Raw genomic sequence first — 15,366 nt, forward strand, 5'->3', positions numbered from 1 at the left:
CAGGGGCTATGAAAAACGAACGGCAGCAAGCCCGCCTTCAGGGGACGGATTGCTGCCGCAACCTCAAGTCTGATTAACCGTCCGAACGGCATTCCGAAACCCGCGGTCCGGGTTCAGCCTTTGATGGCCGCGATGATAAGGATCGCCCCGACCAGCACAAGCGGCGCCAGCATAACGACCCACGCCATCGGTCTGGCTGCGTTGATCGTCCAGCCGATGCCGACCCGCTTCTCGATAAACAGCGAAGGATCGTCCGGATTATAGTAGATCGATCCCAGCTTCCAATACTTGTCGTCGTCGGCTGTCCCGGGCACTGGCTTCTCGTTCGTTGCAGTCGATCCGCCGAGCCGGCTCCCGCCTTGCCCGGTAATGAACGAGACTACGAGAACCAAGATCAGCATCAGAGCGGGAATCGTGATCGCCACGGTGACGAGTACCGAACCGTCAAAGGGGAATAGCAAGAAGAACTGGATGAACGAGAACAGCACGAGCATCAAGAAGCCCATGACCAACAACACGAGAGACCAGATCCGGCGGAACCGGATGTTCTGTTCGCGCGATTGCTCGGGCGCATTCGCGTCGATCTGCTGTTTGCTTTTGCGGATCACTGTATTAATGGACGCGAATATGAAGATCAGGACCAACTGCATCACATTCGGGAAAAAAACGTTCCAGTACGTTTTCGGCTGGGTGGCCGTCGGGTTGCCCTGCATATCGTACCGCGACACGAGAGTGTCTGGAAGCTTATCATAATTCCACAAAGCAATGCCGGCGCACAGGGCAACGAAGGCCAGGTGAACCAGGTACCACCAATCGGAATACGTCGTTTTCCGGCTCCGAAACGAGGTGTCGACGGCAATGAACCGGGCGCTGGCGTTCTCCAAAGGACGCGTCGCCTTCCACTGCTTCATTTTGTTGTAATAGACGAAATAGCCGACCGTCGACGCCGCCATAAGCGCCAAGACAAAACCGATGATGAACAGCCCCTGCTGCGTCTCGTTCGTTCCCTGTATGACGAAAATCAAAACGATGAGAAGCACGGCTCCGATCGCCCCGTTCCACCAGGCATAGCGGCGGCGCATCGATTGCAGCTCGGGATCGTGATAGTGCCGCGAATCGATCGATACGCCGAAATGATTCGTCGTTCTCGTAAAATACGGCAAACCGGCCAGCATCACAATGACCGGCACAAAAATGGCCGCGACCAGCAAAGCGATTCCAATATGCATGTAGCCTCCTCCTTAGTTCCCTTTGATATCGTTGAAAATGCCTTGGATAAACCCGAGCAGCTCCTCCTCGCGCATGCCGCGGCATATGGCTTCGGCTGCGATCGGCGTCAACTGCTCGCGCAATTTGTTTTTATACGCCTCGGTTATCTGGGGCATGCCGTCCGGCTGGACGACAACCCCTTTTTGGCGGTGAATTTGAATGAAGCCTTCCTGCTTCAGGAGCGTGTAGGCTTTATTCACGGTATGCAGATTGATGCCGATATCCGAAGCGAGACTGCGCACGGATGGAAGCGCCTCGCCGGGCTTCAAGGCGCCGCTCGCAATGCCTTCGAGAATCTGATTCATCAACTGGGCATAAATTGGAGTTTCCGACTGTAAATCCAATTTAATAATCATGGAATCCCCTCGTACTTTGGGCTGCCGGGGTGAACCCCGTGGTTTCGCCTCAAAATTAGTTTTTGCCTGTCAGCCACCCGGCGATATCGTCAATCACGTAGGATGGCACGTTGCCGGGAAGGGCGTATTCCTTGCCCGTGGAAGGCTGATCGAACTCGACGAACCCGTGGTTCAGCTTCGGATAAAGCTTGTAAACGACGTCTTGGCGCGTAGACAGGGCAGACTTCCAGCCGTCCAGGTTGCTTGCGGTCACTTGAAAATCGTTATCGCCCTGCAGAACGAGAAGCGGCGTCGATTGACGCTTGGCGATTTCGCCGCCCCGATAGTTCCGGAAGTCGAACCACCAGACCGGATCGCCTAGCGCAAAATTTTTCGGTACGTTCGCCGCGGCGCGCAGCGGGACCATCCGTGCGAATGCGTTTGAAGAGCCGGCATCGGCTTCCTTGGGTGCATCGGCGGATTGGACGCTCGTCTGCTCAACCGGCGCTTTTTCGGCCAGGGCGTGTAACGGTTGGACAATCGCCGCCGCTAACAGAGAACCGACGGCTAATTGCTGTATGCTGCGATTCCATCGTGTGCTCATATCGTATTCCCCCAAGTTTGTAGTTATAACTGTTATACTATATATATAACAGTTATACGTAGGGAGTCAAGGCTGATTGCAAATTGCAGATACTAAATTATAATTATTACAAATAAGCTTGTAGGAGATCCGGCAACCCATTCGGTTTTCTGTTATAATGGGAGCAACGGATAAGCTTGATTAGGATGAAGGCGGTGTTGTGTCTTGGAAAAAGTGCTGCAAGATCAATGCGATGAGACCTGTGAAGGCACCTCTCAGATTGAAGATTTGAAGGAAAGTCTGATCCCGGAAGCGACGGCGGCCGGACTGGCGGATGTATTCAAAGCGCTGGGCGACCCGACGCGGGTGAAGATCATATATACGCTGCTGCAGAAAGAGCTTTGTGTGCATGACCTGACATTGGTTCTGGAAATGGGGCAGTCGGCGATATCGCATCAGCTTCGCTATTTGCGCAATTTACGCATCGTGAAGCGGCGCAAAGTAGGGAAGACGGTGTTCTACTCGCTCGACGACGAGCACATCGAGCAAATTTTCGTGCAGATGCTGCAGCACGTCAAGCACGGCTAGCGGTAAGTGAGCATACTAAAGCAGGGGGAGATCCTCCTGCTTTTTTCTATTTCTTTTTCATCGCTGCTTCAAAAGAAGGGCGTACGCCGGTTGACAGATCTGCAATGGATGACATAAGATGGTAATAAACGTATGAACAATTAATCATGTATTGTATAGAGGAGATGGAGATATGTCCGGCAAACCATCCTGCTGCGGGTCCGAAGGGTCGCGCAGCAGCAAGCCCGACGTTCATGGAAACGGCGATCCCCGGCACGACCTAGAGCTTAAGCATGTGCATGATGCCGGGTGCGGACACGAACACGGCCACGAGCATGGTCATGATCACAACCACAATCCCAGTGACGCTCACGATCACGGCCGCAGCCATGACGCCTGCGGTTGCGGGGATCATCACGATCATGACCACAGCCATGGTCATAGCCACGATCACGGCGCCTGCGGCTGCGGAAGCAGCCACGAGGCGGAGGATGCGGCCAACGCCGCCCTGGCGGCGGCGGCTGCGGAAGCCGCGGCGGCCGGAGCGATATCCAGCGTGTACCGTATCGAAGGAATGGACTGCGCGGATTGCGCGCGGAAGCTGGAGAAACGAGTAGGGGCGCTGGCAACCGTCCAGATCGCTTCAGTCAATTACGGGGCCGCCAAAATGACCGTCATTCATGACGGGATGGCCGGGGAAGCCGTCATGCAGACGGTAAGGCAGGCGGGCTACACGGCCATCGCCGACAACGGCACGCTGCCCGGAACCCACGGCGAGCAGCCGTTCTGGAAACGCAACAAAAAAGCGGTGCCGACAGCGGTGTCCGGAGCGGTGTTTTTGGTTGCCTGGCTGCTTGCTTTAACCAAAGTCGCGCCGGAAACAGTCGTCACGCTGCTCTATGCCGCGGCCATGGTGATCGGCGGCTTCCGCATCGCGCGTACCGGCATCTACGGGCTCAAGTCGGGGACGATCGGCATGGATCTGCTGATGACCGTAGCGGCGATCGGCGCCGGCTGCATCGGGCAGTGGGAGGAAGGTGCCGCCGTCGTGGTGCTTTTCTCGCTCGGCGAGACACTCGAAGCTTACACGATGGACCGGACCCGCAGGTCGATCCGCGGATTGATGGATTTGTCGCCTAAGGAGGCGCTGGTTCGCAGGCAAGGCAGCGAGATGAAGCTGCCGACGGGGCAGATCGAAGTCGGGGACATTCTGCTCGTGAAGCCCGGTGAAAAAATCGCCATGGACGGGATGGTCGTCCAAGGGACTTCGTCGGTGAATCAGGCTCCGATTACGGGCGAATCCGTCCCGGTGCTCAAGGAAACGGGCAGCGAAGCATTCGCCGGCACGATCAACGGGGAAGGGGCGCTGGAAATCCGGGTAACCCGGCGCGTGGAAGACAACACGCTGTCCCGCATCATCCGCATGGTCGAGGATGCCCAGGCGCAGAAAGCGCCGTCGCAGCGGTTCATCGATGCGTTTGCCAAGTACTACACCCCTGCCGTGCTCCTTATTGCGCTTGGCATTGCGGTGATTCCCGCGCTGGCGTTCGGCCAGCCGTTCGAGCCGTGGTTTTACCGCGCGCTGATGATGCTCGTCGTGTCTTGCCCGTGCGCTTTGGTCATTTCTACGCCCGTCAGCATCGTATCGGCGATCGGCAATGCGGCGAGACACGGCGTATTGATCAAAGGCGGCGCCTATTTGGAACGGCTCGGCGCCGTAGAGGCCGTCGCCTTCGACAAGACCGGCACGTTGACGGCCGGCGTGCCCGAGGTGACGGAATGCATTCCGCTGGGAGGAAGAACCGCGGAAGAGGTGCTGACGATCGCAGGGGGGATCGAGGCGCGGTCAGGGCATCCCGTCGGCGAGGCCATCGTCAGGAAAGCGAAGCGGGAGGGCGTGCCGCTTGCGGACATCACGGATTTTGCCGCCGTGCCTGGACGCGGGGCCAAAGCACAAGTCGGCGGCAGCTTGTTCTTTATCGGGAGCCCCCGGTGGTTCGTCCAAGAGCTGGGCATGTCCCTGGAATCGCTGCGGGGAGAGCTGGAGCGGCTGGAAAGCCAAGGAAACACCGTCATGGTGCTGGGCACCGCCATGGAGCCGTGGGCAGTCTTCGCAGCCTCCGACGAGCTTCGTCCGAACAGCCGCATGGCATTGGAGCAGCTTCGCGCCGCAGGCATTCGTCAAGCGGTGATGCTGACCGGCGACAACCGGGGAACGGCAGAGGCGACCGCCTCCAAGCTGGGCGGGATCGCCTACCGCGCCGAGCTGCTGCCGCAGGATAAAGTAACCGCCGTCCGCGAGCTGATGAACGAACACGGACATGTCGCGATGGTGGGGGACGGCGTCAACGATGCGCCTGCGTTGGCCACCGCCACCGTAGGCATCGCGATGGGGGCAGCCGGTACCGACACGGCGCTTGAAACGGCCGATGTCGCCCTGATGGCGGACGATCTGTCCAAACTGGCGTACACAGTGCGGCTAAGCCGCCGTGCGCTGCGGATTATTAAGCAAAACATCGCCTTTTCCCTGCTTGTGAAGGCGGTCTTTCTCGCTCTCATTTTCTTTGGAGCTTCGACGCTCTGGTTGGCGGTGCTCGCCGACACGGGCAGCTCGCTTATCGTGATCGCCAACGGCATGCGGCTGCTCCGCATCAAGCCGTAAAGTCGCGAGGCTCTTTTGCCGGCCGTCTTTCCCTGTGAAAGGCGGTTTTTTTATGCTCATTTTGAATAGTTTAACGAAAATTCAGAAGTCACTCCAAGACCTCGCATCTATTTTTTATCGTAGAGGAGGTGAATCGATTGGTAAAAAAACGACAGGCTCTTTTCTCGTCATGCTGGTCCTCCTGTTAACCTTAGCGTCGTCGGCTTTCACCAACAATACGAACTACACGAGATCCTTTGACCATGCGGTCGGCAATATCGTGTACAGCGGAACGGTCGTCAACATGGGAAGCGCACCGGATACGCTGTATATCTCTCTGTACCGCGTAACGCCGAACGGCGATGTTCTGGTAGGCTCGACTTCGGTGTATCTTGGTGTCACGCCCGGCAACCGGCACAAGAACCTCAACGGAACTTTGGGAATCGATCAACCGGCAGGCCAATACTATTACAAGTTTGTAGCCAGGGAGTATTGGGGAGTGTAATGGTTTACTATATTTGCAGCAAAGAGCCTGGCCGGCGGCCAGGTTTTTTCAATTGTCATAGCAGCGGCAGCTTGAACGCCGCGCAGTTCGTTTCCAACCTGCTCCGTCTTTTTCCCGGCCGGTCCGCATAGGCTGTAACAGACGGGCCGTACAGGCCGGGGAAGGGGGAGCCGCGGTGCTGAGGCGCAGATGGAGAAGCAGTCCCTCGGGAAAAAGCAAGCTGAAGCGCACGCTGTTGATCGTGCTGGTCGTTCTGCTGCTTCTCTGCATGCAGGCTTATTTATACGTCGAGCGAAATTTAAAGGAACCGCTGGTGCATTTGGCGCGGGTGCGCGTGAAGCAAATCGCGACAGAAGCGATCAATTCGGCGATCGCGGACCGGATGGCGCAGAACACCAATTTCCAGAAGCTGATCGATTGGCGTACCGACAACAGCGGCAAAATTACGGGCTTCATGTTGAATTATGCGGAGCACAGCCGGATTACCGCCGACACGGTCAATATTGTGACCAAGCAACTGGAAGCCGTAGGCTCCGTTCCGGAGCACATCCCGCTCGGTCAGGCGATGCATTCGCCGCTTCTCGCTTCGTTCGGACCGAATATTCCGATCCGGCTCGTGCCTGCGGGCACAGCCAAGGTGGAGCTGAATACGCGCTATCAGAGCGCCGGCATCAATATGATTTTGGTGGAGGTATACGTTCATGTGACGGTCGAAATGACGGTCATTATTCCATTCGATTCCGCGCCCGAAGTGGTGGAAACGGAGCTGCCCGTATCCTACTCACTGGTGGTCGGGGATGTGCCTACCTATTATTTTGACGGCCGGGGCAATCCGGTCGGCCAGTCGGGGCCGCTGCCCCCGGGGATCTCGCTCCCGAATGTAAACGTTCCGGCGGCGAAACCCGATGCTTCGGAAGCGCGAAGCAAAGAGTCGTCCGTCGAGCCGAAAGCAAAATAAATCCGGTACGGGATTCGCGGAAACTTCCGCGTTTACGCACCGGATCATTTTAGTGTCTCATGCAGGGACCAGCTCCGTCACGGTGTGGTCGTCTTGCGCCGCATGCGCTCCTCCCGCTCCCATTTGCGCAAGTGGGGGTACGGATCGAAGGACCATTCCGTCAACCCGTTGTCCCGGTACAATCCGTAATGCAAATGGGGCGGAAACTTCCCGGACGTGCCGGGCTTCCCATAGCCGGAGCTGCCGACCCAACCGACCACTTGGCCGGGTTTTACGATGCTGCCCTGCTGCACTTCTTTTTTGTTAAAGCGGGACAAATGGGCGTAATAATGATACACGTTGTTTAGATCGCGGATCCCGATGCGCCAGCCGCCGTACGGATTCCAGCCCATCACTTCGATGACGCCGTACGTGGCGCTACGCACCGGAACGCCGTAGCCGGCGAAGATATCGGTTCCTTCGTGGATGCGGTATCCGCCCCAGCCGCGGCTGGCCCCCCACGTGCTGCGGTAGGAATAATCGGCGCTAAGCGGCATCACGAAGCAATGCTCGTACAAGTCGAGCGTATCGAAATGGGCGTAGATCCGGGCGAATTGCTGAATCCGCTCGACGCTCCGAGTATTTTGGTAATAGTCCCAGAGCCCGATTCGGAGGTCTTCCTCGGCGCTTCCTTTTTGGAGCATGTTGGCCGCCATCGAATACAGCCGGTCAAGATCGTTCATCCGGTCTGCCAAGCCGTCCCCCGAGCCGTCCTTACCGATTCCTCCGAACCATTGAATGCTCTTCACATTTTTGTCCTCGTGGTCGGGGTTGAGAATGCCGCCCCACTGCAGATCGGTAAAATAAATGGCGATCATTCCGTCAGGGGCCGGGCGCTTTTTGGCCAGGTTGATCGTCCGCTCGTATTGATCGACCGCTGCCAAATAATACCAAGGAATACCGGTAACCGCACCGACTTTGTCGAATAGATCCTTGCGCTCGGCGAACACGGCTTTCATTCCATTCGCCGCCTTGCTTGCTTTCGGTAATGCAGGAGTCTTGGCTGCGGGAGCATAGGCGAACCCCCGGTTTTCCAGGCCCCCCCATGCCGGACCAACGAGCAGCGCGGCACACAGAGCCGCCGCGGTTAACACTCGTGCATGGAATGCTGCCATACGATATAGCTGCCTCCTTCGTTCGGGTATCGATACGCTGGTTTCATTTAACTGTAGCATGTGCGGGCCGCTGCCTTTTTATCCCTTGTCCGGTTTGATATGATGAAGGCATGGGGGGGATGCCGGATGCCGTTTGATCACAGGGAAGAGCATATAGATGACCGCATGCTTATTTTACAGGCCAATATCGACGACATGAATCCGGAATATTGTTCGTACGTGACCGACCTGCTGCTGGAGCAGGGGGCCAACGACGTATACTGGATTCCGATTATTATGAAAAAAGGCCGTCCCGGCGTCATGCTGAACGTACTGACCGACGATGAGGGCGCGAAGCGAATGGAGGACGTTATTTTCCGGGAAACGACGACGCTTGGCTTGCGTTATTTGCGGGCTTCATGCCACCGTCTGGGAAGAGAGCTTCACAGGGTCGATACGCCCTGGGGACCCATTCAGGTAAAAGCGGGGTTCCATCAGGGAGAGCTCGTCCAGTTCGCCCCGGAGTTTAAGGAATGCGAGCAGGTGGCCAAAACGCACGGTGTGCCGCTCAAGCAAGTGTACGACGAGGTGCGGCGGCGGTTTATGGAGCGCGGCCGCGCCTAAACAACCCAACGGACGGCTCTCCCGAAGCAGACCTTGTGTATCTGCCGGCGGAAGCCGTCCGTTGGCCGTTCTACCATAGTGAAGCAGCGAAACGAAAAAGCGGCCTTTTCCCGGAGGAAAAGCCGCTCGTTTTAACTATTGCCGTATGCAAGTATCGTCCGGACCGTCATTGTCATGCTTGTGGTGCACGTGAGGATGCTTCTCATCGTGCGTGTGATCGTCCTGGCTATGTTTTTCGTGTCCGTGCTCATGCTCGTGCGAATGCCCGTGATGATGGTGCCCGTGCTCATGCTCATGCTCATGCGAGTGCTCATGATGATGGTGCTCGTGCCCATGCTCATGCGAATGCTCGTGATGCTGGTGTCCGTGCTCGTGCGAGTGTCCGTGATGATGGTGCTCCGGCTGATGATGTCCGTGAACGTGCTCGTGCGTGAACTCTTCGTGGTGCACCTGCCACTTGTTCAAATAGGGATCGGCTTGCCCGACTACGACGCGCAGCACGTTAGGCTGGTTCGGCAAATCGCGTGTTCCGGCCCCGTACCCGATCGACTCCACGATCATCGGCGGGAGGCCCTTGGCGAATTCGTCGACGAGTCCGGAGACGATGCCCGCGCCTGTCGGCGTCGTCATCTCCAGCGAATACGAGGTCGGCGCGATCGGCAGCCCTCTCATCATTTCCAGCGTGGCCGGAGCCGGCACCGGATAAATGCCATGATCGCAGTGCACCGTGCCGGAGCCGAGAGGTACGGCGGAGGACAAAATTTTCTCGATCTCCAGCGAATCGATGGCCAAGGCTACCCCGATCACATCGACGATCGAATCGATCGCGCCTACTTCGTGAAAATGAACGCGGTCGATCGGGATGTTATGTATTTTCGCTTCCGCTACCCCGATCTTCTCGAAAATCGCGAGGCTCAGCTTGACGACGCGCTCGTTGAAGCCGGCACGATGAATCAGCTCGACGATTTCCGAGTAGTGGCGATGGTGCGCCGGCGGCGTATGTGGATCAAGCACGACGTCGAGCTTCAGTGCAGATATGCCGCGCTTGTTCACGCGCCTCCATTCCAGCGTGAACGGCTCGATCTGAATTTTACGAAGCTCTTCTTCGATATAGTGACGGTCGGCGCCGGCGTCGACAAGCGCGCCCAGCGTCATATCGCCGCTGATTCCGGAGAAGCAGTCCAAATACAAGATTTTCAATTTTCATCCCTCTTTGTCCCGTTTTGGTGGATTAGTGCGGCGTTATATCCGGCGCCGAAGCCGTTGTCGATGTTCACGACGGAAATGCCGGGCGCACAGGCGTTGAGCATGGATAACAGCGCGGCGACGCCTTGAAAGCTGGCGCCGTAGCCGACGCTTGTCGGCACCGCAATGACCGGTACGGCCACCAGGCCGCCCAAGACGCTGGCGAGCGCCCCTTCCATCCCGGCGACAACCACGACCGCGCTCGCTCCGCGGATGACCGGCAGCCGGCGGAACAGCCGGTGTATGCCGGCCACGCCGACGTCGTAGACGCGCTCCACGCGGGAGCCCAGGCACTCGGCCGTCACGGCGGCTTCCTCCGCCACAGGCACATCCGACGTGCCTGCGCAGACGACGGCGATGTAGCTGCCGCCGTCCGTCACGGCTTCGCCGCTCCGCAGCCAAGTCAGCGCCCGCGCCTCGGGGTGATGCTTCACTCCCGGGATGCGCTCCGCGACATAGGCGGCTTTATCCGCGTCGACGCGCGTCGCCAGCACGCGGTCCGTATGGGCGGCCAGCCGCTCGAAGATCGCGGCGATTTGCTCCGCCGATTTGCTTTCCCCGTAGATGACCTCGGGGAAGCCGGTCCGCGCCGGACGGCTCAGATCGAGCTGCGCGTAGCCTAGACTGTCGTCCACGGCGTCCTCCGAAAGCGACAGGAAGGACGCCTTGCGGCGCATCGGCGTTTCCACGGTTGAATTCTCCCCGGCGTCTTTTACGTTTTTATCGATTGCCGGCTGCTCTGGCGTTCTTCCGGCTTGTACGGCCGTTTCCTGCCGCCTGCCCGGGGCAGTTTGCTCCCCGGACAGTCCTTCCTCTAGCAGACGTTTGGCTTCGGCGATATCGAGATCGCCGGATTGCACCAGCTTAAGTATGTTGTCGATGTTCATCATCGTAAATGCTCGAACCTCCCGCTCCCAAAAACCTTACTTCAGTGTACCATATTTCCCATCTCAAAGTAATTTCGAAAGTGGATTGTTGGCCTATTCGTGATATAATAGCTTCAAATCCAAGCGCAAGAAAAGCTTGCTGCGGAACAGGAGTGCATCCATGGCGACTCATCAAATAGAACGCAAGCCCGAATGGCTGAAAATCAAGCTGACGACGGGGGACAACTACAAAGAGCTGAAAAACATGATGCGCGGCAAAACGCTGCACACGGTATGCGAGGAAGCGAAATGCCCGAACATCCATGAGTGCTGGGCGGCCCGGACCGCGACCTTTATGATTTTGGGTGACATCTGTACGCGGGCATGCCGATTCTGCGCCGTCAATACAGGGATGCCGACAGAGCTGGATCTGCAGGAGCCGGAGCGTGTCGCGGAGGCGTCGGAGCAGATGGGCCTGCGCCATGTCGTCGTCACTTCCGTCGCAAGGGACGACCTGAAGGACGGCGGGGCTTCCGTATTCGCCGCGACGATCCGGGCGATCCGGGGGCGTCTGCCGCTGGCCGGGGTCGAAGTGCTCATTCCCGATTTTCAAGGGGACGAGGAAGCGCTTCGCACTGTGCTGGAAGCGAAGCCTAATATTTTGAACCACAACGTGGAAACGGTGGAGCGGCTGTCCGACAAGGTGCGGGCCAAGGCCAAATACCGCCGTTCGCTGGAGCTGCTTGAGCGCTCCAAGAAAATTGCCCCTTCGATCCCGACGAAATCGAGCATCATGCTCGGCGTTGGCGAGACATGGGACGAAATTTTGCAGACGATGGACGACTTGCGCGCCGTCGATTGCTCCATTATGACGATCGGCCAATACTTGCAGCCTTCGCTCAAGCATTTGCCGGTGTCCAAGTACTACACGCCGGAGCAATTCGCAGAGCTGAAGCAGGAGGGCTTGAAACGCGGGTTCAGCCACGTGGAGTCCGGTCCGCTCGTCCGCAGCTCGTATCATGCGCATGAACAGGTCCAATCGGCGAAGCAGTCGTAAACTTGGGGAGGTGATACGGTGATTCATATTTCCGGTAAAACGTACGAAGTGGTCGTTGATCATAAAAACGGCTGGCGTTTCGAGGCGTTCCGCGACCGGTACAGCGAGGTGCTGGAGCGGTACGATTATATTGTGGGCGACTGGGGCTACAGCCAGCTCCGGCTGCGCGGATTTTTTAAGGACAACCATCCGAAAGCGACGAAGGACAGCATGATCTCCACGCTTCAGGATTATTTGAACGAGTACTGCAATTTCGGCTGCGCCTATTTCATTATTGAGAAGGTGCCGAACAAGAGCGGAGTGGAACCGACCGGGTCGCCGGGGGACTTCTATGAGGATAGTCCGGCAGCCGAGGCAGGCGCAGGGGCAGAACAAGGCGACAGGCCGAGCCCGCAGCCCGCTGTAACCGCCGAAGCCTCCGTGCACCGGCATGAGGACACGGCCGCTTCGGGGGCCCCCCGCACGCCGTCGCCGCAGCATCAACGGTACAACCCGTCCGGTAAGACGTATGGTTCCCGCCATGGGCAAAGCCAGCAGTCCGGCGGCCAAAACCAGTCCAAATCGCAGCACGGTTCTGCGCGGCAGGGCGAGGGAAGATCAGGGGGCCGACATCAAGGCCAGAACAGGCAGCAGGGGCATGCGTCCAAGCCGAAAGGTGGACAGCCTCCCCAGAATCCGCCGAAGCCCAAGCCGGAATCGTCTCGCGTGGAGGCGTAGCGACCAAATAAAGACCCGATGCTCGGTCTCCCTGCAAAAGTGCGGGGAGGACGGGCACCGGGTCTTTTTACGCCAGCCAATTGCAGCGTCATCAAACCATGTCATAGCCGATGAACGCTTCGCGTACGCGGCTCCAGAACGGAAACGGGCGGAAGCGGGCGAACTTGACCTTTTTGCCGGCGGCGACCAGGCTGCGGATCGAGATGATATCGTTGCGCTGCATGTACAAGTGATCGAGCGACAGCAAAATATTTTGGTTCGCGCGCGGATAAATGTCGCAGTGATGATGCTTCGGCAGCAAGATCGGCGAACCGAGCGTACGGAATACGCGGTTGTTGATCGAAGCGATCTCCGCAATCTGAATGGCGTCGAGCGACGGATGCACGATGGCGCCGCCCAAACTTTTGTTGTAAGCAGTGCTTCCCGACGGCGTGGAGATGCAGATGCCGTCGCCGCGGAACGTCTCGAGCAGCTCGTCGTTAATATGCAGCTGGGCAACCAGCGTGGCGTCGACGCCTTTCAGCGTAAATTCGTTCAGCGCAAGCTCCGTTTCGATCCCTTGGGGAGTCGTGATCTGGATCTCGACCAAAGGATATTTGACGGCGCGCAGGTCGTTTTGATTGGCGCTCTCGCCCATCAGCTGGGCAAGCAGCTCGACTTCATCCGGCTTCCAGTCAGCATAAAAACCGAGTCTTCCGGTGTGAATCCCGGTAAATGCAATGTGATCGAGCTGGTCCTTATATTGATGAAACGCATGAAGCAGCGTCCCGTCGCCACCAATGGATAGTACGATATCGGGGGACGCTTCCTCGTGAATGAGCCCGTACTGACGGATCAATTCGTGAAACCTGTGCATCAATTGGATGGAGATGTCATCGCCGCGGTGTATCACATTGTATTTCAACCGGTTATCCTCCTATAACTATCCGCTTTCGTCAGCTGTCGGCTCCCGAAGCGGAGCAATACTCCTCCATAAGCGCGGCAGTGCTGTCCGGAACACGATGGAACCGCACGGCTACCCGATAAGCATCGCTGCTGAAATGGGCCACGCGCACGATTTCCCCATAGACCGTAATCTTCTGGGCAATGCCGGGAAGAACAAAAGATAATTCCAATTCGAGCGGGCAAAACACGCGGGTCGACGTCATAAACGCCATCCCTCCGCTGGACAAATCCAGGATTTGTCCCGTAAACGCCACGTTCTGATGCGATATTTGCTCCCGTACTCCGACGATCCGGGAAGTGACCGGCGTGCGGGTGGGCAGGGCAATACGCGGATAGCGCCTTTTCTGCGACTGCTTCAGCTCCAGCGGCGCGGTTAAGGTCAACGTGCATACATTGCGCTTTGTTTCCAAATGCAGCAGATCAACCAAAGCATAATACAGAATGCCCTGCTCGCGGAAAGAAAATTCAATAAAGCATACATGATGCAGCTTCTCCAGCGGATGGATCGACGCGGCATCGAGCGTGACCGTCAGTTCCTCCGCGGAAGCTTTGAGAAGCGTAAAGTTGTCCTCGTAGCAAAAGGGCGAGCCCTCTTTGGTTTCGCCTACCACGATGAGACTGCAGCTTCTGGGGAATACAACCGTTTCGTTTGCCAAGGCCAAGGTCCAGTTCATCAGTTATCACCACACGGTATGATTTTCTGAAACTTTCATTACCGTTTACATCCATAATAATCAATAATGTAAAATAACACAATGCCGGAAGCACGGAGTTCGTTCGTTGCAGCGTCTTCCCGGCTTTGCGCGAGCGAGCCTGTCCTCCTGACGCTTCCGGTCGGAGAGCAGGCTCTATTGTTTTGTGCCGTTCCGAGCACGAGATGATATTTATCACCCGAAAGAAATGATACGAATAACTACAGCGCCAGGCTGCGGCAATATATGATTTAACCAAGGAAGTTAACCCGAACAGCAAAAGGTGATGAAATCATGAAGCACGTGATCGAGCTCGCACATGTAACCAAACAATACAAGGATAAAAAGGCCGTGGACGACATGACGCTGCATATCGAACAAGGAAGCATCGTCGCGCTGCTCGGACCCAACGGCGCAGGCAAATCGACGACCGTCAACATGATGTTGGGGCTGACGGCTCCCACGGCGGGCAAAGTGCGGTTGATGGGCGGCAGTCCGCGGTATAGGGGCGTCCGCAACCGGATCGGCGTCATGCTGCAGGAGGTAAGCGTGATCGACAGCCTGAAGGTGGAGGAGACGATCGATCTGTTCCGCAGCTATTATACAAAACCATTATCGACCGGAGAGCTGCTGCGAATGTCCGGGCTCGAAAACGACCGGAGCAAATACGCCACTTCGCTGTCCGGGGGACAGAAGCGGCGTCTGGGCTTCGCACTGGCGATGGCCGGCGACCCGGAATTAATTTTTCTGGACGAACCGACGCTGGGGATGGACGTGACGTCGAGGCAGTTATTTTGGCGGACGATCCGCTCTTTTGCCGGCAGCGGGCGGACGATTATTTTGACGACCCACTATCTGGAGGAAGCCGACAGCATCGCCGACCGGGTCGTCGTGGTCAATCAAGGGAAAATCGTTGCCGACGGAACGCTGGCCGAGATTAAGGAAAGCGCCGGCAACCGGCACGTGTCCTTCACCGCCGGAGCGAATGTTATGACGAGCGAGCTGCTTGATCTCCCCGGCGTCACCGACTTGCAATGGACCGGCCGCCGCGTGAAGCTGTACGGCAGAGATACGGACGGCTTGCTCTACGCCTTGATCCGCAGCGATCTGGACATTCAAGATATCGAAACGCACAAGGGCGGGCTGGAAGACGCTTTTCAATCGCTGGTCGGCTTACCGGAAACGGAAGCAACGGTCTAAAGCACTCGAAAGTACAGGAGGACTACGAA

16 protein-coding genes are annotated in these 15,366 nt (G+C 57.4%); 8 read left to right on the forward strand and 8 right to left on the reverse strand.

Going from position 1 to position 15,366, the window contains the following annotated elements; all coding sequences use genetic code 11:
• Positions 1 to 113: 113 nt before the first annotated feature.
• The 3 genes from NI000_RS08935 to NI000_RS08945 are packed head-to-tail and all read right to left on the reverse strand — an operon-like array spanning position 114 to position 2,208.
• Complete coding sequence (locus tag NI000_RS08935) at positions 114 to 1,229, reverse strand: DUF1648 domain-containing protein (RefSeq protein ID WP_253409708.1); 1,116 nt, start codon at positions 1,227 to 1,229, stop codon at positions 114 to 116.
• Between the two features lie 12 nt (positions 1,230 to 1,241).
• Complete coding sequence (locus NI000_RS08940) at positions 1,242 to 1,625, reverse strand: GntR family transcriptional regulator (RefSeq protein ID WP_253409710.1); 384 nt, start codon at positions 1,623 to 1,625, stop codon at positions 1,242 to 1,244.
• Positions 1,626 to 1,680: 55 nt separating this feature from the next.
• Entirely contained in the window at positions 1,681 to 2,208 is a 528-nt protein-coding gene (locus NI000_RS08945) for a dienelactone hydrolase family protein (protein ID WP_253409712.1), read from the reverse strand.
• A gap of 204 nt (positions 2,209 to 2,412) precedes the next feature.
• Here NI000_RS08945 and NI000_RS08950 point away from each other — a divergent pair, with 204 nt between their 5' ends.
• From NI000_RS08950 to yunB, 4 genes are all read left to right on the forward strand, one after another.
• Positions 2,413 to 2,775 carry an ArsR/SmtB family transcription factor gene (locus tag NI000_RS08950; protein WP_054972207.1) on the forward strand — a complete coding sequence of 121 codons (363 nt, stop codon included), beginning with the start codon at positions 2,413 to 2,415 and terminating at the stop codon, positions 2,773 to 2,775.
• Positions 2,776 to 2,947: 172 nt separating this feature from the next.
• Positions 2,948 to 5,416, forward strand: a complete 2,469-nt coding sequence (locus tag NI000_RS08955; protein WP_301292415.1) for a heavy metal translocating P-type ATPase — start codon at positions 2,948 to 2,950, stop codon at positions 5,414 to 5,416.
• 169 nt (positions 5,417 to 5,585) lie between these two features.
• Positions 5,586 to 5,900 (forward strand): hypothetical protein, encoded by a 315-nt coding sequence (locus NI000_RS08960; protein ID WP_253409714.1) that lies wholly within the window; start codon positions 5,586 to 5,588, stop codon positions 5,898 to 5,900.
• 175 nt (positions 5,901 to 6,075) lie between these two features.
• Positions 6,076 to 6,858 carry a sporulation protein YunB gene (yunB, locus tag NI000_RS08965; RefSeq protein WP_253409716.1) on the forward strand — a complete coding sequence of 261 codons (783 nt, stop codon included), beginning with the start codon at positions 6,076 to 6,078 and terminating at the stop codon, positions 6,856 to 6,858.
• 77 nt (positions 6,859 to 6,935) lie between these two features.
• Here the strand turns inward: yunB and NI000_RS08970 are convergent, their stop codons facing one another.
• On the reverse strand, positions 6,936 to 8,012 hold the full coding sequence (locus NI000_RS08970; RefSeq protein ID WP_253409718.1) for a M23 family metallopeptidase: 1,077 nt from the start codon (positions 8,010 to 8,012) through the stop codon (positions 6,936 to 6,938).
• Between the two features lie 126 nt (positions 8,013 to 8,138).
• Between NI000_RS08970 and larC the strand changes: the two genes are divergently transcribed.
• The gene (gene larC / locus NI000_RS08975) at positions 8,139 to 8,615 is read left to right on the forward strand and encodes a nickel insertion protein (RefSeq protein ID WP_253409720.1); all 477 of its coding nucleotides are present in this window, start codon (positions 8,139 to 8,141) and stop codon (positions 8,613 to 8,615) included.
• A gap of 135 nt (positions 8,616 to 8,750) precedes the next feature.
• Here larC and NI000_RS08980 read toward each other — a convergent pair whose 3' ends face one another.
• Complete coding sequence (locus NI000_RS08980) at positions 8,751 to 9,815, reverse strand: LarC family nickel insertion protein (protein ID WP_253409721.1); 1,065 nt, start codon at positions 9,813 to 9,815, stop codon at positions 8,751 to 8,753.
• Positions 9,812 to 10,750 (reverse strand): nickel pincer cofactor biosynthesis protein LarB, encoded by a 939-nt coding sequence (gene larB, locus NI000_RS08985; RefSeq protein ID WP_253409723.1) that lies wholly within the window; start codon positions 10,748 to 10,750, stop codon positions 9,812 to 9,814. Before larB ends, NI000_RS08980 begins: the two co-directional genes overlap by 4 nt.
• Before the next feature lie 157 nt (positions 10,751 to 10,907).
• Between larB and lipA the strand changes: the two genes are divergently transcribed.
• Positions 10,908 to 11,783, forward strand: coding sequence for a lipoyl synthase (gene lipA / locus NI000_RS08990; RefSeq protein WP_253409725.1), 876 nt, complete (start codon positions 10,908 to 10,910; stop codon positions 11,781 to 11,783).
• 18 nt (positions 11,784 to 11,801) lie between these two features.
• Entirely contained in the window at positions 11,802 to 12,500 is a 699-nt protein-coding gene (locus tag NI000_RS08995; RefSeq protein WP_253409727.1) for a YutD family protein, read from the forward strand.
• Positions 12,501 to 12,591: 91 nt separating this feature from the next.
• Here the strand turns inward: NI000_RS08995 and NI000_RS09000 are convergent, their stop codons facing one another.
• A complete protein-coding gene (locus tag NI000_RS09000; RefSeq protein ID WP_010496445.1) occupies positions 12,592 to 13,404 on the reverse strand; it encodes an NAD kinase in 813 nt (270 codons plus the stop codon).
• A gap of 31 nt (positions 13,405 to 13,435) precedes the next feature.
• Positions 13,436 to 14,119 carry a flagellar brake protein gene (locus tag NI000_RS09005; protein ID WP_054974069.1) on the reverse strand — a complete coding sequence of 228 codons (684 nt, stop codon included), beginning with the start codon at positions 14,117 to 14,119 and terminating at the stop codon, positions 13,436 to 13,438.
• 312 nt (positions 14,120 to 14,431) lie between these two features.
• On the opposite strand from NI000_RS09005, the gene NI000_RS09010 reads away from it, so the two are divergent.
• Entirely contained in the window at positions 14,432 to 15,337 is a 906-nt protein-coding gene (locus NI000_RS09010) for an ABC transporter ATP-binding protein (protein WP_253409729.1), read from the forward strand.
• The last annotated feature ends 29 nt before the right edge of the window (positions 15,338 to 15,366 follow it).

This window comes from Paenibacillus tyrphae, assembly GCF_024158745.1.
GTDB classification, from domain to species: Bacteria; Bacillota; Bacilli; order Paenibacillales; family NBRC-103111; genus Paenibacillus_G; species Paenibacillus_G tyrfis_A.